The sequence below is a fragment of the Peribacillus sp. FSL P2-0133 genome, from assembly GCF_037975445.1.
Taxonomy (GTDB): Bacteria; Bacillota; Bacilli; order Bacillales; family DSM-1321; genus Peribacillus; species Peribacillus simplex_E.
In genome coordinates, this window is the sequence record NZ_CP150254.1 from 4,963,118 (window position 1) to 4,985,334 (window position 22,217).

Sequence of the window (22,217 nt, forward strand, 5' to 3'; positions counted from 1 at the left end):
TCTTTATTCGTAACCTGCCCCGTTAGCTGAATAAGAAATGTCATATGTAACCATCAAAGAAGTTGTCCATGTAAGATACGGGATAAGATAAAAATAATTAACCCAACTATCAGTAACTTTACATGGATTGATTTACTTTTCTTTTGTTCACTCTTCTTATTTTTCGTGTCTATAATCCACATATTAATGACGCTAATAAACATAAGTAAAATACCTAAGAATGCAAGTAAATAAAATAAAAAATCCTCCATCAAATTCACCTCTTATTCCTATATTACCCAAACACACCTACTTCAACTAACCTGCCCCAATAGTTGCATAAAGAAAAAGCTGCCTTAAAGACAGCTCCAATCTTCAGCTAACGCACCCGTTAGTTCATTAAGAAAAGCGAAACTTCTTCAAGAATCGCGCCCTTTAATGGAGTAATCATTAATTTTCTAGGTTAGACAATTGATAATATACTATTAAGACAATTATCCATTCTACCACCACCTAATAAAATCTTTATATAATCTCAATTAGATAATATGGTAGCGACATCTTGAATTGCCTTTCTACCTGCTAGGCTAATAACACCTAACTGAAAAAAGCCATGTGTAACTCCAAGGTACCGTTGGCATTGTGCTTCTACCCCTGCATTAAGTAAACGACGATAAAAATCTTCACCTTCGTCGACAAGAGGGTCAAATTCAGCAGTTAAAATGTGAGTCTCTGGTAGCCCTTCGAGATCATCTGAGTATAACGGACTTGCTTCTGGGTGCTCAGGGGGTAGACAATTTGATAAATAAGCCTCAAAGCCACTTACTAAAGCATCGGCTGTCACCACATAATCATCACCGAATTTTTTATAACTATCGCTTGATGCCTTTGCATCAAGCATTGGGTAAATTAGAATTTGCCGTTTAGGCATCAAATGGCCTTGTTTTTTTAATCGTAAACACGTTACTAAAGCAAGATGTCCACCTGCGCTGTCGCCAGCAATAGAAATGTTGTCTGGATTCCCTCCCTCAAGTTAAAGCAGGGGATGTCTAGGCCCCACATGTTAAAGGGACTTTTTTCATTTTATCCAGTTAAATTGACAAATAGGACGTTATGAGACTTGTGACGTTAAAATTCCAGAATGGAGCAAAATTATCACCTATCAATTCATTACATAAAAAACTCCATTCCTGCCAACAACTCCATATCGAACATCCTTAGCCGTGATTTTTCGATCTTTGCATTGTTTCATAACCCATTCTTCGTTGTATAAAGAGGTTAAATTTTTTGTAATAATTTCACCATTAAATATGAGTTCAATAGGAATTTCTGAAGTTATTAGATCTATATCCTTCTTCAATAATGGCTGGTATTCTTCTTTTTTTTGAATCGAAAGTTTTCCGCTTACTTCGAGTATGGCTGTTTCGATTTGATCTATCTTAAATAGCCCTTGTTCCCTGATTTGCTGTTTTAAATCATCGATAGAATATTTAGCTTTTTTCATGTTGAACTCATTGATTTCCCCTTTTTCAATAATAATAAGAGGCTTTCCCGATAAGTATTTTCGAAAACCTCTTTGTTTAAAAGAAAAAAGAGAAGAAAGGAAAAAGATAAAAATCAGTGTTAGAAAGGAAGCAAGTGTTGGAAAAAATTGAAGGTTTGTATCAAATCCCATATTCGCAATATAGGAGCCAACTGTTACAGATAAAGCAAAACTATAATAATTTAGTTGGGAATTCATACGTTTACCAAATAAGTATGTAAAAACAAGTAAGACTATATAGGAAATAACTGTACGAATAATTGGTTGTATTAAGTCTTCCATGAAAAGCTCCTTTAAGTATGTTTCAAATTTCATTGAGATAACGGCTACTAAAATGAAAAAAGCCCTCTAAATTCTTTGGTTTAAGGGTTGTCTAATCCAAAATATTAGTTGGTTTTTTCTAAAAAAGTAAATCATCTTTTATTATAGGGCGTACTTTTCTTACTAAATCTGTAATGTCATTTTCTCCGTTGTAAACAACTCTAACAATTTGAAAGTCGTCTGGATAGCGAACGGTGTTTTTTATCTTTTGTATCCACTCATAAGCTGATACGGCAGCAGTCCATTCCGGTTCTTTTCTAAAGTCAGTTGTTATTACTGAACAACTACCAGACTGTAAGAAATTAGCACCGTTCGCAAACAATTGAACCTCAATTTGAATCTTCATTTGTTACTCCTAAATCTCTATGCCTTTTTTTGTGTATTCTTCATCCTTAAGTTCAATAGTGTTATTTGAAACAGTTAAAGTTATATCAGCTAAATGAACTTTTGAGCCCTCAGGCATTTTATGAAGCCAACTAGAAAGATCATCAAATTTTTCTAATTTAGCCAGTGTAGGTGCTTCAAATTTGGTGTCCTCATGATCATATCCAAAGAAATCAACATCAGTCTTTGTAGATGCAGGATGAATATATATAAATAGGTTGTCTTTATTCATTACTCTTCTTCCTCCTTCTCATTGAACCCGAGTTCTTTAATTTCTTCCTCAGTTAATTCTACACTTACTACAAAATTATCTGTCTCATAGAAGGTGTAATGGTAAAAAATTCTAATTAAAACCCTTTTATTCCAGTATATCCTTTTTTTCTTATCTAATTCTCAAACCATTGAATCGAAGCGACATTCGTTATATGAAAAGCAAGAATTGTAAGACCGTAACTATTAACACGCGTTTAAGGGAGATAAGAGCTTTCTTTAATTTCCTCGTTAGAGAACGGCTAATAACGAAGAAACAAAATCCAATGAGTGAAATAAAGCTGTTAAAAGATAGGAAGTGCGCTGTTCCAACATATACAAATGATGAACTTGACCTTCTCTTTAAACAACCTAATCATAGAAAATTTACAGGCATCAGAGACTTAACAATTATGATGCTGCTTGAAACAGGTATAAGGGCATCTGAATGTATAGGAATCAATATAAAAGACATTGATTACTCGCGCTCAAGAATACTGATTCAAAACACAAAGGGATACAAACAACGCTTCGTACCGATTCAAGACAGGATGAAAGAACAACTCCAACGATACCTCTCGATTAGAGAGTATTAGAACATGATTTTCTATTTGTAAATATCGACAATGATCCATTAACTAAAAGACAGATGCAATCGCAAATATCCAGATACGGTAAAGCGATAAATATCCAAGCTACTTGTCATAAATTCAGACATACTTTTGCTCGATTATCTGTAGAAGCATCTGCTGGTATCTTTGAACTTCAAGCAATTTTAGGACATACATCAATGGACATGGTAAAGCACTATGTGAATTTGTTTTCTGATGACGTTATCAGAAAGCACAAAGAGTTTTCACCGATTGAAAATATAAATAAAAAAAGGGTACGAAATTAAGTCGAATGAAAAAAAAGAGACAAGGTACTCGCAATACCCTGCCTCCAAACATTTTAAATCAATAATCCTATAAAACTAAATATGGAATTTCCTTACCCTTATAGTATGGAAAAAAATTCGATGTTGCAAGGTGTCTTTAGTATTGCCTTTTTTAGGGTATTCCCTTGTGAGCTGCCGTTAAGCACAAGTTAATAGACAAAACAAAGGAAAAAATAGCTGATTTTAGGCAGGAGAAAACTGTTCTACAATTCGATTTTTCTAGCTTTATCGACAGTGAAAAGTTATAACCGTTTACTGTAGAACTGCCAAAATAATGCACTAGCATCTATTATGTCCACATGCACTTAGTGTTGCAACAAAATATAGTTAGGACCACGAGGACAGCGTACATTTTGGTTAGCTGTCTTTTTTATGGCAAAAAGAGAACATTAAATCTAGATACAGTCTATATTATCCTTATTCAAGGGAACTATATAATCAATTAACTTAATGCTGTCAGGAGCAGGGGGATTAATAATGAAAGTACTGTCGATGATCCAGCCTTGGGCAAGCTTATTTGTCCTTAGGGAAGCCGAATATGAAACAAGGACTTGGAGAACGCATTATCGGGGTCCTTTTGCTATTCATACGAGCAAAAAAGTAGATAAGCCCGCCTGTAGACTGGATGGAGTTGCCGAGCTGCTGGCTAAGCATGGGTATACAGAAGATAATCTGCCGACCGGAATGATAATTGGAGTCTGCAAGCTGAAAAACTGTTTGAAAATAGAAGAAAACAATGGAAACTGGGCGGTCTTAGAAGATAGTCGGGTTATTTCAGGGAACGACTTGTTTTTAGGGGATTACAGAGTTGGCGGCTATGCCTGGGAAATTGAGGACATGCGGATGCTCGATGAATATATTCCTGCAAAAGGGCAGCTTGGGCTGTGGGAGTTTAGCGGAAAGATATAAGTATCTAACCATAGTGGCACTGAATCTGGAAATTCTATGCTTGTGGTTCTCTTTGGGGTTGCCATTTGATTAGGAATTTACTGTTTTTTTGGTGGTTTTTCATAGTTCTGAGACTAATTTTTGCTTGTTTCCCCATTGCGCGGTTCAAAAAGAGGGAGAAATATGATGGTTTTTAGGGGATATCGGTTTCCGCAAATGGGGAATTTAACATTTTTTAGCCCGACTCAAAATCGTGTTCCTCTGGAGTGCCGGTTCGACCCCGGCCATCGGTATCACCAATAGCGAAGAATCGCTATTACATCAAGCTTCACACTTAATTGTGTGAAGCTTTTTTGTGTTCATGACACACTACAGAATATGTACAAATAATGTTTTAATCCTCAACGATTACATTAATAATTTCATTAAATTTAATTTTCTCAAAGAAACTATCTTTCTTCTGAATACTTAACTCTTTCGTGACAGGATCAATATACACACAGTATCCATGCAGTTCAATTGGATTTCCATCGTTATGCAATATAAAACTTATCGGTAAATGATATTCCATCGCATAATGAATGTTGTTTTCAAATTCTTCAACCTGGTATTCATCTAGGACAGGTTTTTTATTTAGGAAGTAATCAACCTCACCCATTTTTTTATTTAAAGCTTTATGTTCTGGCATAATCAGCGCTGCTTGCCATTTAACGAGCCCTCTATCACGAATTGTACTCATCAGAAAGATCCCTCCTTTTTATTTATTATATACGAACTAATGTTCTTATGAAAGGTAGAAAAAAATGCCTGTTCCAGAGAAGGGCTTTTCCAATTGTACGAAGACACAAAGATAAGTACATTGGGGACATGAATTTGAGTACATAGAGTTATTAATCCACTCAAAAACGCACCAATTCAATCTCTAAACTGTTTTGAGATACAAAATCGAGTACATTATAAACAATACAGTCATACAAATTTATCTGTATACACAAAGGGGAAGGCAATCTATACCCTCCCCTTTTTCGAACAACATATATTTTTAAACTTCTTGATTATTTTATAAAAAAGATAGATTATTTTTGTGATCCTTAATCAACTAACGCACCCGTTAGTGCAATAAAAAATTCTATTTTAATGCCTTTATCTTTCAGTTTCGTAATCATTAATGATTACTTCTATAATATTACAATGTTCATCTGCGACTGCTTTGTTTGATTGTTTATTATAGTTGTAGGTTATTAAAGCCTTCCATAAAGCCCAACCTCTTGCTCTATTCCAAGTTTCTGCATCAAAATTCAATGCATTCTTAAATGTCTTTCTGCTACTATCATCAAAAAAAGTCCAAGCCATTGCAGCATCGCAAGAAGGGTCTCCTACTCCCAGTATCCCAAAATCAATAACCGCACACAATTTACCATTTTCAATTAATATATTTCCTGGGGCTATGTCACCGTGGACCCAAACTGGTTCACCAGCCCACTTTGAAGTTAATGCCAATTCCCAAATTTCTTTCAATAGGTGTTTATTAAAAGTATTTACATTATTATTAATGGCATCTCTACACTCATCATCGTATACAACAATATCTCCGCCTCTATAAAAATTATGTTCGCCAGCTAAGGGACCTTCACTGGCGTCAATAGATTGTAATTCAACTAAAAATTTCCCCAAATCATTTGCAAATTGATTTGAATCATCTATATTTTCTAAAGTTAATGTCTCTCCATCCAACCATTTGTTGACTGACCAAGGATGTGGGTAATCCTCACTTGGTTCTCCTTTAGCTAATGGTTCAGATATTGGTGTAGAAAGATGCTTGGCTAAAATGGGTAACCATTTTTGTTCTTTTTCAACTTGGGGTACATAGGCTTCATCACTTGGTAACCTAACGCTCATACTGTTGCCTAAGTGAAAAGTTTTATTATCATTTCCACTTTTTTTAACAGGTTTAATTTCCAAATTAGACCACTCTAGAAATTGGCTATTTATTAACTTCGAAACTAAATCTACGTCGATTTTTATCATTTAATTTCTCCCTATAATTTTATTTATTCATCACCCAAAAACCAGTTACAGTCACAAATTTATTTGATAAACGCATCCTTATCAACCCCTTTAATTTGATTACATTTAATGTACCATATACTTACTACTACAAGGACATCTTATCCCACTATCCTGCCCCTTTAGTTCCATAAGAAAAAGAGCTGCCAAAGCAACTAAAATGTGAAACAAAAAAACCTCTATTAATTAGAGGTTTTTTTAGAACTATCTTGCATAACTTTTTCAATAGCTGAGATAGTAGATTTTATATCGTCACAGGTTTCGATAATTTGTGTATCCAAATGTGTTAGTTCATAACAATTATTGTCATAGCATACAGACAGTAACGGTATACCATTTTTGTTTTTGAAAGTTAATGTTATTTCACAGTTATTATACTGTTTTAAGGTTTCTAACATTGTTTTAATGTGGTCTAAGGACATATCGTCTAGTCTCCCTTCTATTACAGAGGGAAGATGACTAAGAGAAGTCAGGAGGTGCCCCATATAAATCTAATTTTAACTCTAATTAACTATAACATACTAATGATTAAAAGTATTGTTATTCGATGTAGCTACACAGTACGAACACACTTCACTTGTAAAAAACCTGCCCTTTTAGTTTTAGTGCCATAAGAAAAAGGCTACCTCAGCAACCTTCCTTATTGAAGTAAAGCACCCGTTAGTTCATTAAGATACAAAATTAATTATGCCTTCTCTTTTTTAAATTTACTTTTAGCTAATTCCTCCCAATCTTCAAAGGACAGCTTATCAGTAATATGTTTTAAAGCATTAGGAACTTCAACAGAACACATCATTTCCAAACTGTTACCATCAGGGTCTTCAAAGTAAACGGAAGCATTTTCTGAATATGGTCGAATAAATGGCTCAATAGATTTTCTACTACCAAATGGCACGACTTTAACTTGAATAGAATCTAACCATTTTAAAGATTCTTTTAAATTTTCATATGAAACTCGAAAAGCAATATGTCGTAAGGAAGGATGGTATGGCGTTTGATACTCATTTCCTTCCCACAAACCTAGCCAACTTTTTCCTTTTTCAATCCAAAAAAAAGCAGTTTCTTCATCACGCCATGCAAATTCTAAACCCAGCTTTTTATAAAACTCCATTGAAACATCTAAGTTTTTTACAGGCAAATGTGCTTCAAATATTCCTTCTATCAAGTTCTCAACCCCTCTACAATTATGAATATATTACCAATTATAGATAAACACATGTTTTATACAACTAATCTGCCCCGATAGTTCCATAAAAAAAAGCTGCCTTAAAGACAACTCCGATCTTCAGCTAACGCACCCGTTCTAAACACAACAAATAGTTGATTATTTGCATTTAAATTCAAATGTATTTTTTTCTAGACATATTGCTTCATCAAAAGTTTTGATAATAATATCAAAGCGCTGACTGTATGGATGCATAAATACTTCGTACTGAATCCGACGTTCTTCATGAGACTGCCTTAAATAATTGATATTGGTTCCTCTCTCAACAATATCACGGCTCGACCTTCTCATTAATTCCGTTTCACCATCTGTATAGAAGTAAATTTTTAAATCAAATAAATCTGGATTAATAAATGCGACACTCATTCCTTCTACAATCGTTACTTTGTTTTTCGAAGAAATTAACTCACTTTTCATATAATGCGTATCAATTGTATATAAATCTAAACCATCTCTAACCATCTGAACATCTCTTTCTAAAGAATGCAAATGATGAGCTGATGGATGGCAAGCCGTCATTTTATAACGATGATTTTCGTTTTGATATGTATAGTCGATAATTGCATGCTTTCGTATGTTCGAACTAACAATATATGGATCTGTATTAATATAATTCACTTCATTATGATTTAGTAGGATTGCGAGCCTATTGGCAAACGTCGTTTTTCCAGCAGCACCATGTCCTGAAATGCCAATAACAATCTGATCATCAGTCATTCTGACCCAATTTATGATTTCTTGTAATAACTTATCCATCCCTCTCCTCCTTTTACTAAAATAATGCTCTTTTCAGGCATAACTTACAAATTCCAGATGAAGCATCTGATTTCCTTTCTTACTCCAGAATATGGCCAATTGTTGAATAAAGATCAAACAGTACTCATCAACTATCCTGCCCCTTTAGTTCATTAAGCAAAAAGGCCACCAAATGGCAGCCCCTGTTCTCAAGCTAACGCACCCTTTATCTCAATAAGAAAAACATATCTTGTTAAAGTAATACATTTTATAACGGTTAATTTTTATTTTTGGTTAATACAATTAAAGTAAAAAATAAGTTAACAATTCCTAATATCACAAGGATTCTTGAAACATTTAAATTATCTAACCAAAAGACCCCAATTAGAATAATGATACTTACTAAAATGCTTAAACTTAGCTTTCTATTTATACCAATCTCCCCCTCAACTAAAATTTATTATACACCACCATATTTTCAGGATAATTCTTGTTAAACTAACCTGCCCCGATAGTTGCATAAGAAAAAGCTGCCTTAAAGACAGCTCCGATCTTCAGCTAACGCACCCGTTAGTTCAAGTAGGCACTAGTGCAACTTTTATTTATTTATTTACTCCTGCATCTATTTTCCAGTTATTTTGCAACTTCCGGATATAAATGATCTGACCAATGTGATATGCGTTATGAGTTGACACATTTCCGAGTATTGCCCACCATTTCACGTGTCCAGGATAACCATTAACTTCTCCCTCAACTTTTTCTTCAGATAATAACTCTTGCCAACGTAAAAGCACCTCTAATAGTTGTTTTTTTAAGTCAGCAAAAGTATGATTTTCAGGAATAATAAAGCTGTTATTATTATTTCCTATTGAAGGCACAGCATCAACGTGAGATTTTTGGTACCTTTTTTGCCATGTTTGATTCCAATATAGTAGATGCTGCACAATTTCAGCAATACTATTACTTTCTTCGTTTGGCTTCCAAAATGCATGTTCCTCAGACAATCTTTCTACTGAATCTGAAAATGGGAGGTACCAACTTGGGTCATTAGCATTTGCCAACAACTGATCCGATAAAACATCTTTTGCATGAACCATAACAAACACTCCCAATTTTTATATACTGTTTTTTCTAAATCTTTAAACAATGTCATCTTAATTATATTCTACATAGTATATTGATTGTCCTGTTCTTATTAAGCCAACCTGCCCCTTTAGTTGCATAAAGAAAAAGCTGCCATAATGACAGCTCTGATCTTCAGCTACCGCACCCGTTTGTTTAAGTGATTTCATTCACAATATTTCAGTGAAAAATTGAAAATTCTTATATATAACTACTTCAAAATAAATGCGATAATCCCTATAATAATACACAGAATTCCACTCAAAAATTGCCCTAATCCTGAAGCTTCTCCCATTAGCAGTAAATTGAATATGTTTTTACTCTTTTGGTTTTTTCCAAATAAGCCATCATCTGTTTTCATACGATAAATACCCCAAACTATTAAAACAGCCCCAAAAATAAATAATACAATAAGCATTTATGTTCCTCCGTTGTTTGTTTAATATGTGCATCTTGGTGAAATGTATTATTTGTCATCCTCATCAAAAATAAAAGTTTCTTCAATTGATAAATTAAAAACTGATGCTATTTTATACGCAAGTAGCACAGATGGATTATACTTTTGTTTTTCTAATGAGATGATTGTTCTAGAAGATACACTTACTTTATCAGCTAATTGTTGTTGTGTTATTCCATTTTCTATTCGCAATTCTTTTACTCTATTTTTCATAAATCCTCCGAATTAAAGGACAAGATTGTAATACTTTCTAGACCCAATTTGACTAATCATTAATGATACTAAGACAACAAATAATGCAGTATTTGTTGGGATAACGACGAAATTAGTTATAAACATAAGAATAAAAATTTCGCACATAAGAATATGCAAGGAAAAGCGAGCAACTTTCCCATCAATTAAAGCATCTCTTTCGTCGTACTCCTTCGATAATTCCTTTTCTAGTGATTTATTCTTACGGGATGTAATGTAAGAAATTGTTGAGTACAACAAAATTATTCCACCTAGGAATACTATGATATAACCAAAATTTGATCTTAGTGATGTATCGAGAATTATTTGAATGATTCCCAATATAATTACCACAGTTGAGACTAAAAAACGCTGTATGAATAGATTTTTCAATCATACCTCTCCTAACCAACTTATTCACCTGGAGTGAAGTTTATTTAACATGAAGTTAACTTCATGTGAAGTTGATTTCATGTTAATCTTTTTCAAAACAAATGTCAATGGAAGTAGCAAAATATTTCATCATTTGAACAATTTTAGTTTTAATAGTATTCAACTCCCTCAGTATGATAGCTATATCTCTCGAGTGCTCACTATCCTGCCCCTTTAGTTCCATAAGAAAAAGAGCTGCCTTAAAGACAGCTCCGATCTTTGCTAACTATTTATCATTCGTGGTTATTAAGATTGCTGGCAAATCTTACTGAACATCATTAGTTAATCGACCGATGTTCTCGACTTCAACAACGACTTCATCCCCCGACTTGATCGGGCAGCTGCCAGATGGTGAACCCGTAGCCAAAATGTCACCTGGCTCCAGTGTCATTACCTGTGAAAGCCAGCTGATTAGAAACGGAATGCTTAGAGACATTTCATTGGTATTTCCGTCTTGGACAACGCGGCCGTTTAAAGTGGTCACAATCCGCAAATTAGTGGGATCTACCCCGGTAACGATGCACGGTCCCAAAGGTCCGAATGTATCAAATCCTTTGCCCCGCGTAAACTGTGGATCTTTTTTTGTAAGGTCTCTTGCTGTGACGTCATTAAATATCGTGCAACCGAACACATAATCAAGCGCATCTTCTTCTTTGATGTTTTTTCCGCGCTTTCCAATCACCAAGGCTACTTCCCCTTCGAGCTCCACTTGGTTGGATAGCTCGTTTGGAGGAAGGATAATTTTCTCCTTGTCTGCAATAAGCGAAGATAATGGCTTTAAGAAGAGAAATGGTTCTACAAGGTTTGCCTCTCCCCCGGTTTCCTTTGCATGACCTGCATATGTCCAGCCGAAATTAACAACTTTCGAAGGTTTTACAGGTTCCAGAATTTTTACGTCACTATATTTCAGCTCTACCCCGTCATACTTTATTTCCTTGTTGACAAGTTCAGCAAAACTGCTAGACAGTTGTAATATCATCTCATCCTCAACAATACCGTAATGTATATTGCCCTGTTGATTCTGATAGCGAACTATTTTTTGTGTTTTTTGTAGCACATGCATTATGAAAAAACTCCTTTGATGATAAAGATTACCTCAGATAAAATAAAATCCGGTTCTCCTATACTATAACATGCCTGTTCTTTTACGTGAAAAAAGAGCTCTCGTCGCAACTCCATCTTCTACTAAACCGACCTTTAGTTCAATAAGATTAAATTATTTAACTATGTATTTTATGGAACCTACAATTTATTATCTGTGTATTGCCTTATATAGGCTGCAATAAATTTTCCGATTGGTAGCCCTAGTAATACATTCCCCATGAAATGTTCACTTAATTTCATTTATACAATTACAACTAATACACCCTATTACATTCAAAATCTTGGTGCTTATTGATTATCTCAAAATATGAAAACTTTTGTACTGGTAATTCGTCCCTTATCCAGCTAACCTGTCTCGTTAGTACCATAAGAAAAAGGCTGCCTCAGCAACCTTCCTTGTTTGAAGTACTCTGATCATTCGCCCCTGATATGAGAGCATAAAAGTATTCGTGCTTTTATGTATCTGTACTTATTTCTTCCCATTCTTGATCCATATAATTTACTAGCCAATTAAGAGTGTAGTGTCTTTCATATACAACGCCTTCATTTAGAGATGATGGAACTTCCAAATGATTTATTTGAGCTTCTCGTACCGCCCAATGTGCTCTATAAATAAAATCAAGGCTATCTAATATATCACTGGTTGGTTTTATAGAGGATTTATCAAGCAACTCTTGTTTAGAATGAAGAAAAACCGTCTCAAAAACATATTCAGCATTACACGTATCGGCTGGAACGTCTATATCGGATATTAGATTTACAGACCAAAGCAGAAGCCAGATACATTCCAGCTTCCAAGAGTACTGGATCAGCTCGTTCTGATTCAGATGTTCTTTCATTAAAAACTTTTTTTCTTCTTCTGTGAATAATTCATTTGCATTATACCTTTCAATAAATTCCTCAATTTTTTCTAGCGGAGCCTCCATCGCTTTTGCTGCGACTATCGCTAATGGAATAATTCTGTTAATGATCTCTTCCTTTGTTCTAAGGGAAACTTCTTCTTCATTTTCCGTTAAGGGTAAATGTTTATTTATTGGTACCTTTAGGGTCTTTAATATTTTTTCGGATCTTTTTTTTCTATTTTTCAAACTTCTCATTCCGCACCTCACTATTAGAAAAACTTTCCACACACCATCTTTTATTATACCATTAATCTCAACTTTCCTGAGACTTTAGTTGCATAAAAAAGGGCTGCCTTATGACAGCCCTTTTTTAAAGCTAACGCACCCGCTAGTTTTGAGAAGGAATAATTCTTCTAGACCTCCCCTTAGGAAATCCACTTCTATTACCCTATTTTAAAAAAAGTGCCAACTTCCCTTAAAGGAATCAGCACTTCGTTTATTCACTATCCGTTATCGTGCAGCTTTAGGCGGTTGGCACACGTCACATTTACGTTGTTTATTATTTTTAAACTTCGTAAACGTTTTTTCAAAATTGCTACCACACGTACATTTAAATAGTAACTTTTGAGAAAAACCGTGGTATTCCGTCGATAGCAACTTACTTTCCGAATTGTTCTCAACAAATTCTTTAATTTTGCCAATCGTCCATTGTTTATTCAATCTCTTACACCTCCATTTTTTATCGCTATGCGGAGGCTTTACTTGGCATCCGTCCAAAAACAGTAATTATCGTAAGTCATTCATTATAACATGCGCTGGCACTCAATAATACAGATCCATGTATCTTCTTAACCTTCCCCATATGTTGCAAAAAGAAAAAGCTGCCTTAAGGACAGCGCTGATCTTCACCTAACGCACCTTATTGCCTTATTTCCCTTATTGCTTTTGTCATTTAATTTTTATAAAACTGTTTTCAATTCAACTAAGCTGTTAATGATGATATCTGCTTGTGCAAGCTCATTTTCTTGAGCAAAATCAAAATTACACCCTATAGCTATTAAACTATTATCTTTTGCTGCTTTAATATCTGATAATCGATCACCAATTACAGCACCTTTTTCAACGTTATATTTGTTCACTATTGTATGTACTAAATCTGACTTATTTTGAGATTGTATTTGTTGTATACTAAATGTTTCCGTAACCCAATTATCTAAATGATAATACTTTACGATTGCATTTAAATATTCTATTTGCCCATTGCTTGCTATGTATATTGCACAATCATTATCTTTTAAATGGCCAAAAACTTCCTTTACATCCGGATATAAAGCACCATTACCTACATTAATATTAGTAATTAATTTCTCGTGGAATAATTCATTTGCTTGTTGTCTGATTTCGCTCGAATGTTCAGGTAATAAGGTTTCCCATACAACTGGTAAAGGTACTCCCATAATTTCTCGGTATTTTTCAATGGGCGTTTTATGCTCCCACAAACTCAAATTTCTCAAATGATCAAATGTTTCTTGAAGGGATATTTCTAAAATTTTATCTGTTTGAAATAATGTACCATCCATATCAAAAATCAATGATTGTGACATTTTCTTCCCCCTTTGCAAAAATGAAAATTAAGCAAGAACATATTAATATTTAACTTGCAATATTCTGTTGTCCACACAATAACCTGCTCTGTTAAATGAGCTGCCAAGGCAACTCCTTATTGAAGTAAAGTGCCCGTTAGCTTAAAAGCTTTATCTAAATAAACGGTTTCCAATTAGGGTCTTTTATATCCTTCTTATTTGGCTTTCTTACAAAAGCAATACATCCTTCTTCACATGCCCCAAACTTAACAAAGTTTTTTTGTGCTTGCCATAATGAAACTTCATTTGCCCCGCCTTCGTAATAAGGGTCTCGAAATTGAACACCATCATCTTCCCAAAAGCATATTTTGCAAATTTCATATGTATCGGTCGGTTCTTCATCTAATGTTTTATATCCACAGCAGGGACAAGTATATTTCATACAATCACCTCTTAGTTGTTTGTTATTCTTTTTTATAGTTAAACATAATTCTTCAACTAAACTGCCCCATTATTCCCTAAAAAAAAGGTTGCCGCAGCAACCCTTCGTTTAGCTATCAGCCTTTTAGTTTAAAAATTGTTCAAGAAGAACATCAGAACGTTTTCTTTTGATAAAAGCATCATTTTCTGTCCTGCTCCATTTGCTTTTTGCTTCTTCCGTTCGGTACTTTAAACTAGACTTAAAACGCAAAAGTGCAAGTGAAGCAATGATCGATTTGGTCTGCTAATTTGGTAGTATATTAAGGCTCTTTTTTAAAAGTCCTTAGACTTACCTTTCTTTTGTTCGGATAGGGCAGATAGAATGGATGGTTCGTCTTGATTCCCCAAAAATTTCTTAGTCAGACTTAACTTAAGAACAATTTTGCAAACGATCGTGGCTGAAACGATACTGATGATGGCTCCGACAAGAACATCTGCTGGATAATGGACACCTACCCAAATTCGCGAAATACCTACAAGTACAGCCAAAATCACCCATAAAATCCCCCAACCCCTTTTGAACAACCAGAAGGTTATACAAAATGAAAAGAATATGATCGTATGGTCGCTTGGAAAGGAATTATTGACTGCTTTTTCAACTAACCTATTAACGTTTGGCAACTCAGCAAATGGTTGATTATTCGAGTGGAATTGCCCTGCTATTTTTGCCAATAGTTCCGAGATAACTAATGTAATAAATGCGCAGATTACCATGATTCTATTTTTATTTCTTCGAGAAAACAAAAACATCAGGACCGCCAATAATAAGAAAAAAATCATGTATTCAGCGATGAATACAAAGAAAGGATTTAAATCCGTGTATTGTTTACCTAGATTATTAATCATTCTAAACAATGTACTATTCATTTCGGACAAAGCCATTGAAAAATTCCTCCTGATTGTATTAGCACTTTAACTTTATTAAGTTCCATTATGTAAATAAGATGAACATCAATTAGACCTAGAGAAAAAGGCTGCCTCAGCAACCTTCCTTATTGAAGTAAAGCACACGTTTAGTTTAAGAAGGATATTTTCTTGTAACCAATCATAATGCGAGGCCAATTTTTTTAACATCTTACATATTTACGTTTAAAACCAAGCCTTCCTTTATCGACTTCTTTTTGAATACTTTCGTAAGCATTTAGAAAACTGCTTTTTTTCTTGTCCCGTTTGACTTCCACTATTCCTATTGCCTTTGCAGTCTCGACTGCCTTTTCATGGAGTGGCAAATATGAAATCCCCACGGTGTATAGAAAATTATTCATAGCGGATTTCGTTCGTTCTGGCGAATCGTGAATCGTATTTTTCACAATATCAAGCATATTGGAAATCTTGCTTTCTGAAAATTCAACGTCAAGCCGATTCCCTAAAAGCCAGCAGTAGCAACTCCAGCCCGCTGACATTCTCAGCTCTTCACCGCTTGCGATCCATTTATCAGCAACTTCTTGTGCAATATCCGACTCTGCTAAAGTTACGGCCACTACAAAATCGGACAGCATATAAAAATACGCAGCATCGATCCAACGATCATAATCCGACTCAGTCATGGCTTTTGGATCTGCAATAATGCCTGCAAAGTACATTGCATCGTAGTTCCCCGTGGAATAAAGCTCTTCAGCTAAACGGTGACTTATTTTTATTTTCTTTGCAATTGGTTTCATAGCGCCTGTAGCCACGCCAAAAAGCGGCTCATGCGCACCATTGGATATGTACATTTTTTTAGTTCGTTCCTTGCCAAGGGCTTCAAGTTCCTGCATAACCATCTCTAAATTCATCGCTTAGCACTTCCTTCTTTACGGAGTTTTCCCCCTAATATTTTGCCCATCAAATATATCACCATTATCCTATACTATAACAAACTACCATTTGTCAGCAAAACTACCGTCTAAGTACATGAGTGTTACGCAGGTTTAAATCGGTCATTATTTAGGCCTCTTTTCTAATTATGTAATATTACCATCTAATAACCTTCCAGTTTAAGTACAATTCTTCACGATGCCTGTTCTATCTTCAAAAGCGATAATCATCACTTCCTGGCTACAGGAAAGCACGACCACTGAAAAGGATGTTTAAAAAATTGGCATTGCACAATAATATAAGCAACGTATGTCTGTCTTTCTTCCACCAAAGGAGGAGTATCCATTTGAAGATTTCTTCAATATCATTCAAAGAACCTCCAGTTTCCCACGAATTCCCTCCCCTCTATGAAGGTTTAGGGCTGCCTGAGGTATCTTCATTCATTCAGCAACGATTTGAATTTGCATATACCTTGGGGGAAGTGGAAAGAATCGGGCTTGGCAGCATTCGCTTTTATAAACGGCTGGGGGATTTCGAAGTACATATATCTGATAAGTTGCCAGGAGTAGGACCAATAAAGCTTCGGGTATTAAAGGGCTTGTTACTGGAGGAAGCCAAAACAGCTTTTATCGAAAATATTGAATCCGAACCAGAAAAACGGAAGGTGTTCTACGCCGAATTTCGTCGCACTGGGAAAGACGCTGAATAAATGTGCTGTTCCACAAAATGGCGTCTGTTTGTGGAAGATTATTGTTGTCTTGTTGAATTTGTTTTAATAAAAGAGTTCATAATTAACTAGTTACTGTTTTAAATTAGGCTGTATTAAAAGTAAATGTTGATAATTGAAACCTCCCTGATTCCCTTATATAATTAATATAGGAACAAGTATTCGGGGAGGTTATAAGGATGGACAAGGCGTTTAGCAATTTATTAAATCACATTGATAAATTAACCCTTACAAAAAAAGAACAAGTCTATCAATGGGTAAAACGTTATGTTGATCCTTCTTCCTCTGTCGGTGGACGTTTAATAAATGAAATGAGGGAGACTCGCTTTGTAACAAATGCTTGGGGAGCCTACAAAACGCAGGCAAAAGAAAAAGGCATTGAGAATTACAGAATTAAATCAAACGATGGTAAACACGTTATTAAGGGCTTATATCATATTCAAAACGTTAATGGTCTCCATTCCCGATTGAAACAATTCATAAACCGATTTAAAGGTGTCGCAACGAAGTACCTTGATAACTACCTAGCCTGGTTTTTGTTTGTCGATAGCCGCAGTAACGAAAACACAAAGCACAATATTAAAGATTTTCAATTATCATCGTCTTTGAAATGACAGATACTTACGATAGTTTACGCTTATCAAAATTCGCTGTATAGTGCTTATTTAACAATCGTGACAGGAATTTGCAATAAGTTTGTTGAATAATTCTGCAATGAGCACTTGATCTCAAGGAGGTATGAGATATGAAGATCAATAGAATAGATCATGTGAGTATAAACGTAAATGATCTTTCAGAGGCTAAAGCGTTTTTTCTTGATTTAGGACTTGAAGTGCAAGCGGAATGGGAATTGGATGGAGAACAGTTGGACCGAATAGTTGGGCTTAATGATGTTAAAACGGCATGTGTAGGATTGGGGATGCCAGATGGTCAGGCATGGATAGAGCTAGTCAAATTTTATACGCCGTCAGATGAAAAAGATATTCAGCAACCTTTTGCAAATACGCTGGGTATCCGACATATTTGCTTTGCTGTTGAAGATATTGAAGCTATTGTTGCAAAATTGAAAAAGAAGGGCACGGAAATCTTTAGTGAAATACAGCAATATGAAGAAAGTTATAAGTTATGCTACGTTCGTGGTCCAGAGGGAATTATTTTAGAGTTGGCGGAGAAAATCAAATAAACAGACGATATGCTGACATATATATAGAAGCACTTTCGCTTAACTAAACACACTGATATTTCAGACTGGACGGCTGTCTTTTTTATGGACAGTCGTTCTTTCCTCTTGTTGGACAAACGGGGGCATTAGCTAAAAAAAAATGGGGAACCTTTACAAATGAAGGTTTCCCTAATTTATTATATAAAAAATGAACATTTAAATTTAACAGAGCCTTAAATTAAAAAAGGCTGCCGCAGCAACCTCCAATCCGTTTTATTTATCATTATCTAAATCATCATCAAGAAAAGACCTTTTATCTGCTTTAACTCCATACTTTTTTTCAAGAAATTGACCAATAATTGAACTATTAATTCCTTTTCTTACTGCTGTTTCAATAACTATATAGAGAATGAATAACCCAACAACAAAAAATATAATATCCTTCACTAAAAATCCCCCAAACAACGCGCCATTATTTTCCTTTACTTTACCATACAATCCACAATTCCTTGTTGAAGTACCCGTTTGTTGCATAAAAAAAGGAGCTGCCGATCAGCTCCTTGAAATGAAATAATAGTCCGCCTCCAGACAGCCTAACCGGTATAAACACTTTCACATGTTCCAGGTTTGGGTTCATAATAACAATGATTTTTAAATTGACCAGCAAAAGGTTGATCGTACCATGTTGGAGGGCATGGCGCATATGGATTAAAATACCAAAGGGCATATTTCCCTGGGTGTTCTCTCCAATAATCCAAATTCTGTTTTGCTAATCTTTTTTCAGCAGATCTTGCTCTTTGATAAAATACATTACCTTTTTGAACTGCTTCAAAAGAATAATTTCCTCCTTGTACTTGATAAATGACCTGTGGAATTGTTCTTAAATCTATAAAGTCTGTACAATTCGCTTTAAGACGATTAACAATTACATTTCCAACATATAACATCCCTTGTTTTCCTTCACCTTCGGCCTCTGCTCTCATCATCCTTGCCATTAAGTCGACGTCTGAACTCCGGTAACTTACTCTTGCCATTTTTTCACCCCAAAAATATCGTATGAAAAAAAGACTGCATTAATGTCATTGATCATAAATTAAGATTGCTTAATTTTTAAAGCTTAATGTTTTTTTGCAGGATAAGAACTTAAAGACAGCTACTTTTTGAGTAATCACACAAAAATTGTACCGGCGGAGTAAATCAATAACAAACACATAATTAACCGAAATGGCTTGTCATGTTTAGCGAAAAAATCTTTGAACAGCGAGCCGAATCCTGACCACAGAAGCAATGCCATCCATCCCAGAAAAATAGTTATCGCTAAATAGATAACAACGAATTTAAGCGACTCATTAAACGGCAAAATAAACGCACTCAACACGGTTAAATAAAACAATATGCTTTTGACATTGATAATTTGAAGAATGAAACCAGATAAAAAAGAAGACTGCACATCTCTGGATTCCTTCTTTGAACCTTTGGGCATGCCAATCTGCCAAGCTAAGTAAAGTAGATACGCTGCACCGGCTATTTTAAAATATGGCTCTACAATAGGGATCCAATTGTAGAGGCTTGCTGTAAATACTCCGCTCATGATCCCTAATGCTGCAAATCCTGCCAAGATGCCGCCAGTGAACCGCCAAGACCCCAAAAAGCCAAATCTCCTTGCTTCATTCATCAATAAGATGTTACTTGGACCAGGCGTAATCGATGTGATAATCACATACGATAGAAATGCTATTATACTCATAATCTCCCCTTCATTTACAATTTCCTAACGAACAGTCTTTATTGTAAGATGTCTATATCTATAAATAAAATTGAAATTAAAAAATTCATTATCATTTTTTTCGATACATCATCCAACTTAAGGAGAAACGATATGGAAATTAGACACCTTATAACGTTTCAGACGATTGTAGAAATAGGAAGTTATACAAGGGCTGCTTCGAAGTTGGGTTATACTCAATCCACGATAACTTCACATATACAAGCGCTTGAGCATGAGATTGGCGGGGAACTTTTCACTTATGCAAATAGAAATTTGCAGCTTACTGCCCTAGGCAGAGACTTGATGCCTTTAGCGGAAGATTTACTTTCCACCCACGAACAGATCAAGAATATGCACTGCACCAACGAAGTTAAGGGTATTTTAAAAGTGGCGGCACCAGAGTCTTTAACAATCTCCAGGTTAGGTCCAATAATAAGGGATTATTCCTTGAAATATCCTGATGTCAAAATCATATTAACCAACGGTACATGTGGCCAAAACCAAATCGACTTAATAAGCGGGCGGGTAGATGTCGCTTTAATGGTTTATCCGGAAATAAATCCTGAAAAATGCATTCATTATTCCTTGATTGAGGAAAGAATAGTTCTTGTGTGCAGTCCTGATGGTCCTGATTCTTTTGATGAATATAAAAAAGGCGGCACCAACACCAACCATTTTTTCATCACAAATGAAGAAGGCTGCAGTTATCGGACCATGTTTGAAAGGTATCTATTAAAGCATGAAATGGATAACTTTCAAACCATGGAGTTATGGAGTATAGAAGCGATCAAACAGATTGTCATGAGCGGACTTGGGTTTTCTGTTTTGCCTTATATTACAGTGAAAGAAGAAGTAGAGAGCGGCAAGCTTAAAATCCTTGGTCATTCTGAAAAGCTCGATCCCATTTATTCCTATATGCTGATAAAAAAGAAAAAATGGCTTTCTCCAGCAGTAGAGGCTTTTGTTGAAGTTGTTTTAAACTCGTTTAGTAACACCGAGAAAATGAATGTCTTAATTAAATAAAATCATGGTCATATATGCTAGCCAGAGAAAGATTTTTTGGGCGGACAAGCTTGCCGAAGGAATCCGCATGACAAACATTCTCCCTTTAAATGGACAGTAAAAAAGAGAACTTGATGTTCTCGATAGTCTATTTGAGGGATTTTTTATGACCAAAAAGGGGCAAACCTTCTATTAATACCTTTTAGGTATCATTTTCATGCATATTAACAATTAGAAGTTATGAGTGAAGGAGCATAGTATTAAAGAGAAATAAAAAACAAGTGAGGTAATTTAATGGATTGGCATCAAATCAATTATTTTCAAAAAGTTGCAAGTGTCCAACATATCACTCGTGCAGCAGAGCAATTATCCATATCCCAGCCTGCGCTTAGTCGGTCCATTTCAAAGCTTGAAGACGAATTAGGTGTACAGCTTTTTGATAGAAAAGGCAGGAATATATATTTGAATCGATATGGAAAGATGTTCTTAAACCGTGTGGAGCAATCAATTAAACAAATTGAAATTGGAAAACAGGAAATATGGGATGAAATCCACCCCGATCATGGCACGATTTCCTTGTCCTTTTTGCCCTCTCTTGGGATACATGTGGTTCCCGACATAATAAGTTCATTTCAAAAAATGCATCCCAATATCAAGTTTCAATTAACTCAAGCCTCGAATCGGCAAATTATAGAGCAATTAAAATCAAGAAAGGTCGATCTGGCTCTTACCTCACTGCTCCATGAGGATAAAGAGGTGAACTGTCGGCCACTCTTAACCGAAGAGTTATTTTTGGCCGTATCTTTCGATCATCACTTAGCATCTTGGAATGCTCTTGACTTAAATATGGTTAAAGATGAACCATTCATCTCTTTTAAAAATGATAATGTACTTCAGACCATTATTAATGATTTATGCAAAAAAGCCGGCTTTTCGCCGGATGTTGTGTTTGAAGGCGATGATATTGGGACGGTATCCGGGTTAGTCGGTGCAAAATTAGGCGTTTCTTTAATACCTGAATTACATGTTTTGGACAGAAGCAAAGTGAAGCTTATACGTATCAGCAACCCAGTCTGCAAAAGGGAAATTGGAATGGCTTGGTTACAAGACGCCTACTTGTCGCCTGTTGTTGGGAGATTCATTCAGTATATAAATCGCTTTTTCAAAAACGATTAAAGGGGC

The 22,217-nt window shown here is 35.2% G+C and carries 27 protein-coding genes and 2 pseudogenes; 8 read left to right on the top strand and 21 right to left on the bottom strand.

Annotation, left to right across the window (positions count from 1 at the left end; all coding sequences use genetic code 11):
* Nucleotides 1-514 precede the first annotated feature (514 nt).
* The 4 genes and pseudogenes from MKY17_RS23885 to MKY17_RS23900 form a co-directional block, all read right to left on the bottom strand.
* A pseudogene (locus MKY17_RS23885) lies at nucleotides 515-994 on the bottom strand (alpha/beta hydrolase); the annotation flags it as partial.
* A 147-nt stretch (nucleotides 995-1,141) separates the two neighbouring features.
* Nucleotides 1,142-1,804, bottom strand: a complete 663-nt coding sequence (locus tag MKY17_RS23890) for a DUF421 domain-containing protein (protein WP_098373593.1) — start codon at nucleotides 1,802-1,804, stop codon at nucleotides 1,142-1,144.
* Between the two features lie 118 nt (nucleotides 1,805-1,922).
* Nucleotides 1,923-2,189 carry a hypothetical protein gene (locus MKY17_RS23895; protein ID WP_098373581.1) on the bottom strand — a complete coding sequence of 89 codons (267 nt, stop codon included), beginning with the start codon at nucleotides 2,187-2,189 and terminating at the stop codon, nucleotides 1,923-1,925.
* Between the two features lie 9 nt (nucleotides 2,190-2,198).
* On the bottom strand, nucleotides 2,199-2,459 hold the full coding sequence (locus MKY17_RS23900; protein WP_098373582.1) for a hypothetical protein: 261 nt from the start codon (nucleotides 2,457-2,459) through the stop codon (nucleotides 2,199-2,201).
* Between the two features lie 304 nt (nucleotides 2,460-2,763).
* On the opposite strand from MKY17_RS23900, the gene MKY17_RS23905 reads away from it, so the two are divergent.
* From MKY17_RS23905 to MKY17_RS23915, 3 genes are all read left to right on the top strand, one after another.
* Entirely contained in the window at nucleotides 2,764-3,072 is a 309-nt protein-coding gene (locus tag MKY17_RS23905) for a tyrosine-type recombinase/integrase (protein ID WP_286177231.1), read from the top strand.
* Nucleotides 3,073-3,125: 53 nt separating this feature from the next.
* Nucleotides 3,126-3,374 carry a site-specific integrase gene (locus tag MKY17_RS23910; RefSeq protein ID WP_286177232.1) on the top strand — a complete coding sequence of 83 codons (249 nt, stop codon included), beginning with the start codon at nucleotides 3,126-3,128 and terminating at the stop codon, nucleotides 3,372-3,374.
* 516 nt (nucleotides 3,375-3,890) lie between these two features.
* A complete protein-coding gene (locus tag MKY17_RS23915; RefSeq protein ID WP_098373583.1) occupies nucleotides 3,891-4,322 on the top strand; it encodes an ASCH domain-containing protein in 432 nt (143 codons plus the stop codon).
* A 373-nt stretch (nucleotides 4,323-4,695) separates the two neighbouring features.
* Here MKY17_RS23915 and MKY17_RS23920 read toward each other — a convergent pair whose 3' ends face one another.
* The 14 genes from MKY17_RS23920 to MKY17_RS23985 form a co-directional block, all read right to left on the bottom strand.
* Nucleotides 4,696-5,040, bottom strand: coding sequence for a YolD-like family protein (locus MKY17_RS23920; RefSeq protein WP_098373584.1), 345 nt, complete (start codon nucleotides 5,038-5,040; stop codon nucleotides 4,696-4,698).
* A gap of 404 nt (nucleotides 5,041-5,444) precedes the next feature.
* The gene (locus tag MKY17_RS23925; RefSeq protein WP_339200934.1) at nucleotides 5,445-6,329 is read right to left on the bottom strand and encodes an aminoglycoside phosphotransferase family protein; all 885 of its coding nucleotides are present in this window, start codon (nucleotides 6,327-6,329) and stop codon (nucleotides 5,445-5,447) included.
* Nucleotides 6,330-7,053: 724 nt separating this feature from the next.
* The gene (locus MKY17_RS23930) at nucleotides 7,054-7,533 is read right to left on the bottom strand and encodes a VOC family protein (protein WP_339200936.1); all 480 of its coding nucleotides are present in this window, start codon (nucleotides 7,531-7,533) and stop codon (nucleotides 7,054-7,056) included.
* Nucleotides 7,534-7,692: 159 nt separating this feature from the next.
* The gene (locus MKY17_RS23935; protein WP_339200937.1) at nucleotides 7,693-8,349 is read right to left on the bottom strand and encodes a phosphoribulokinase; all 657 of its coding nucleotides are present in this window, start codon (nucleotides 8,347-8,349) and stop codon (nucleotides 7,693-7,695) included.
* A 581-nt stretch (nucleotides 8,350-8,930) separates the two neighbouring features.
* Nucleotides 8,931-9,425, bottom strand: a complete 495-nt coding sequence (locus MKY17_RS23940) for a DinB family protein (RefSeq protein WP_098373590.1) — start codon at nucleotides 9,423-9,425, stop codon at nucleotides 8,931-8,933.
* Between the two features lie 236 nt (nucleotides 9,426-9,661).
* Nucleotides 9,662-9,868 (bottom strand): hypothetical protein, encoded by a 207-nt coding sequence (locus tag MKY17_RS23945; protein WP_098373591.1) that lies wholly within the window; start codon nucleotides 9,866-9,868, stop codon nucleotides 9,662-9,664.
* Between the two features lie 48 nt (nucleotides 9,869-9,916).
* Nucleotides 9,917-10,120, bottom strand: coding sequence for a helix-turn-helix transcriptional regulator (locus MKY17_RS23950; protein WP_056522061.1), 204 nt, complete (start codon nucleotides 10,118-10,120; stop codon nucleotides 9,917-9,919).
* Nucleotides 10,121-10,835: 715 nt separating this feature from the next.
* Nucleotides 10,836-11,633, bottom strand: coding sequence for a fumarylacetoacetate hydrolase family protein (locus MKY17_RS23955; RefSeq protein WP_076370456.1), 798 nt, complete (start codon nucleotides 11,631-11,633; stop codon nucleotides 10,836-10,838).
* 496 nt (nucleotides 11,634-12,129) lie between these two features.
* The gene (locus tag MKY17_RS23960; RefSeq protein ID WP_098373853.1) at nucleotides 12,130-12,771 is read right to left on the bottom strand and encodes a DUF4272 domain-containing protein; all 642 of its coding nucleotides are present in this window, start codon (nucleotides 12,769-12,771) and stop codon (nucleotides 12,130-12,132) included.
* A 255-nt stretch (nucleotides 12,772-13,026) separates the two neighbouring features.
* Nucleotides 13,027-13,236 carry a hypothetical protein gene (locus MKY17_RS23965; protein WP_098373854.1) on the bottom strand — a complete coding sequence of 70 codons (210 nt, stop codon included), beginning with the start codon at nucleotides 13,234-13,236 and terminating at the stop codon, nucleotides 13,027-13,029.
* A gap of 239 nt (nucleotides 13,237-13,475) precedes the next feature.
* Entirely contained in the window at nucleotides 13,476-14,120 is a 645-nt protein-coding gene (locus tag MKY17_RS23970; protein WP_098373855.1) for an HAD hydrolase-like protein, read from the bottom strand.
* 154 nt (nucleotides 14,121-14,274) lie between these two features.
* Complete coding sequence (locus MKY17_RS23975) at nucleotides 14,275-14,541, bottom strand: CPCC family cysteine-rich protein (protein WP_098373856.1); 267 nt, start codon at nucleotides 14,539-14,541, stop codon at nucleotides 14,275-14,277.
* A 311-nt stretch (nucleotides 14,542-14,852) separates the two neighbouring features.
* Nucleotides 14,853-15,461 (bottom strand): undecaprenyl-diphosphatase, encoded by a 609-nt coding sequence (locus tag MKY17_RS23980; protein WP_098373857.1) that lies wholly within the window; start codon nucleotides 15,459-15,461, stop codon nucleotides 14,853-14,855.
* 185 nt (nucleotides 15,462-15,646) lie between these two features.
* Entirely contained in the window at nucleotides 15,647-16,354 is a 708-nt protein-coding gene (locus tag MKY17_RS23985; RefSeq protein ID WP_141992568.1) for a DNA alkylation repair protein, read from the bottom strand.
* A gap of 368 nt (nucleotides 16,355-16,722) precedes the next feature.
* On the opposite strand from MKY17_RS23985, the gene MKY17_RS23990 reads away from it, so the two are divergent.
* From MKY17_RS23990 to MKY17_RS24000, 3 genes and pseudogenes are all read left to right on the top strand, one after another.
* Nucleotides 16,723-17,085, top strand: a complete 363-nt coding sequence (locus MKY17_RS23990; protein WP_098373242.1) for a hypothetical protein — start codon at nucleotides 16,723-16,725, stop codon at nucleotides 17,083-17,085.
* Nucleotides 17,086-17,282: 197 nt separating this feature from the next.
* A pseudogene (locus tag MKY17_RS23995) lies at nucleotides 17,283-17,761 on the top strand (IS1595 family transposase).
* A gap of 87 nt (nucleotides 17,762-17,848) precedes the next feature.
* Nucleotides 17,849-18,286 carry a VOC family protein gene (locus tag MKY17_RS24000; protein ID WP_088085025.1) on the top strand — a complete coding sequence of 146 codons (438 nt, stop codon included), beginning with the start codon at nucleotides 17,849-17,851 and terminating at the stop codon, nucleotides 18,284-18,286.
* 252 nt (nucleotides 18,287-18,538) lie between these two features.
* Here MKY17_RS24000 and MKY17_RS24005 read toward each other — a convergent pair whose 3' ends face one another.
* The 3 genes from MKY17_RS24005 to MKY17_RS24015 all read right to left on the bottom strand — a co-directional run bounded on the left by MKY17_RS24005 (nucleotide 18,539) and on the right by MKY17_RS24015 (nucleotide 20,012).
* Complete coding sequence (locus MKY17_RS24005; RefSeq protein WP_142324006.1) at nucleotides 18,539-18,799, bottom strand: hypothetical protein; 261 nt, start codon at nucleotides 18,797-18,799, stop codon at nucleotides 18,539-18,541.
* A 59-nt stretch (nucleotides 18,800-18,858) separates the two neighbouring features.
* Complete coding sequence (locus tag MKY17_RS24010) at nucleotides 18,859-19,299, bottom strand: cell wall hydrolase (protein WP_098373244.1); 441 nt, start codon at nucleotides 19,297-19,299, stop codon at nucleotides 18,859-18,861.
* Between the two features lie 134 nt (nucleotides 19,300-19,433).
* Nucleotides 19,434-20,012, bottom strand: a complete 579-nt coding sequence (locus MKY17_RS24015) for a LysE family transporter (RefSeq protein ID WP_339200942.1) — start codon at nucleotides 20,010-20,012, stop codon at nucleotides 19,434-19,436.
* Between the two features lie 132 nt (nucleotides 20,013-20,144).
* Between MKY17_RS24015 and MKY17_RS24020 the strand changes: the two genes are divergently transcribed.
* Together MKY17_RS24020 and MKY17_RS24025 are read left to right on the top strand one after the other, a co-directional pair.
* Nucleotides 20,145-21,056 (top strand): LysR family transcriptional regulator, encoded by a 912-nt coding sequence (locus MKY17_RS24020; protein ID WP_339200944.1) that lies wholly within the window; start codon nucleotides 20,145-20,147, stop codon nucleotides 21,054-21,056.
* 273 nt (nucleotides 21,057-21,329) lie between these two features.
* Complete coding sequence (locus tag MKY17_RS24025; RefSeq protein WP_339200945.1) at nucleotides 21,330-22,211, top strand: LysR family transcriptional regulator; 882 nt, start codon at nucleotides 21,330-21,332, stop codon at nucleotides 22,209-22,211.
* Nucleotides 22,212-22,217 lie beyond the last annotated feature (6 nt).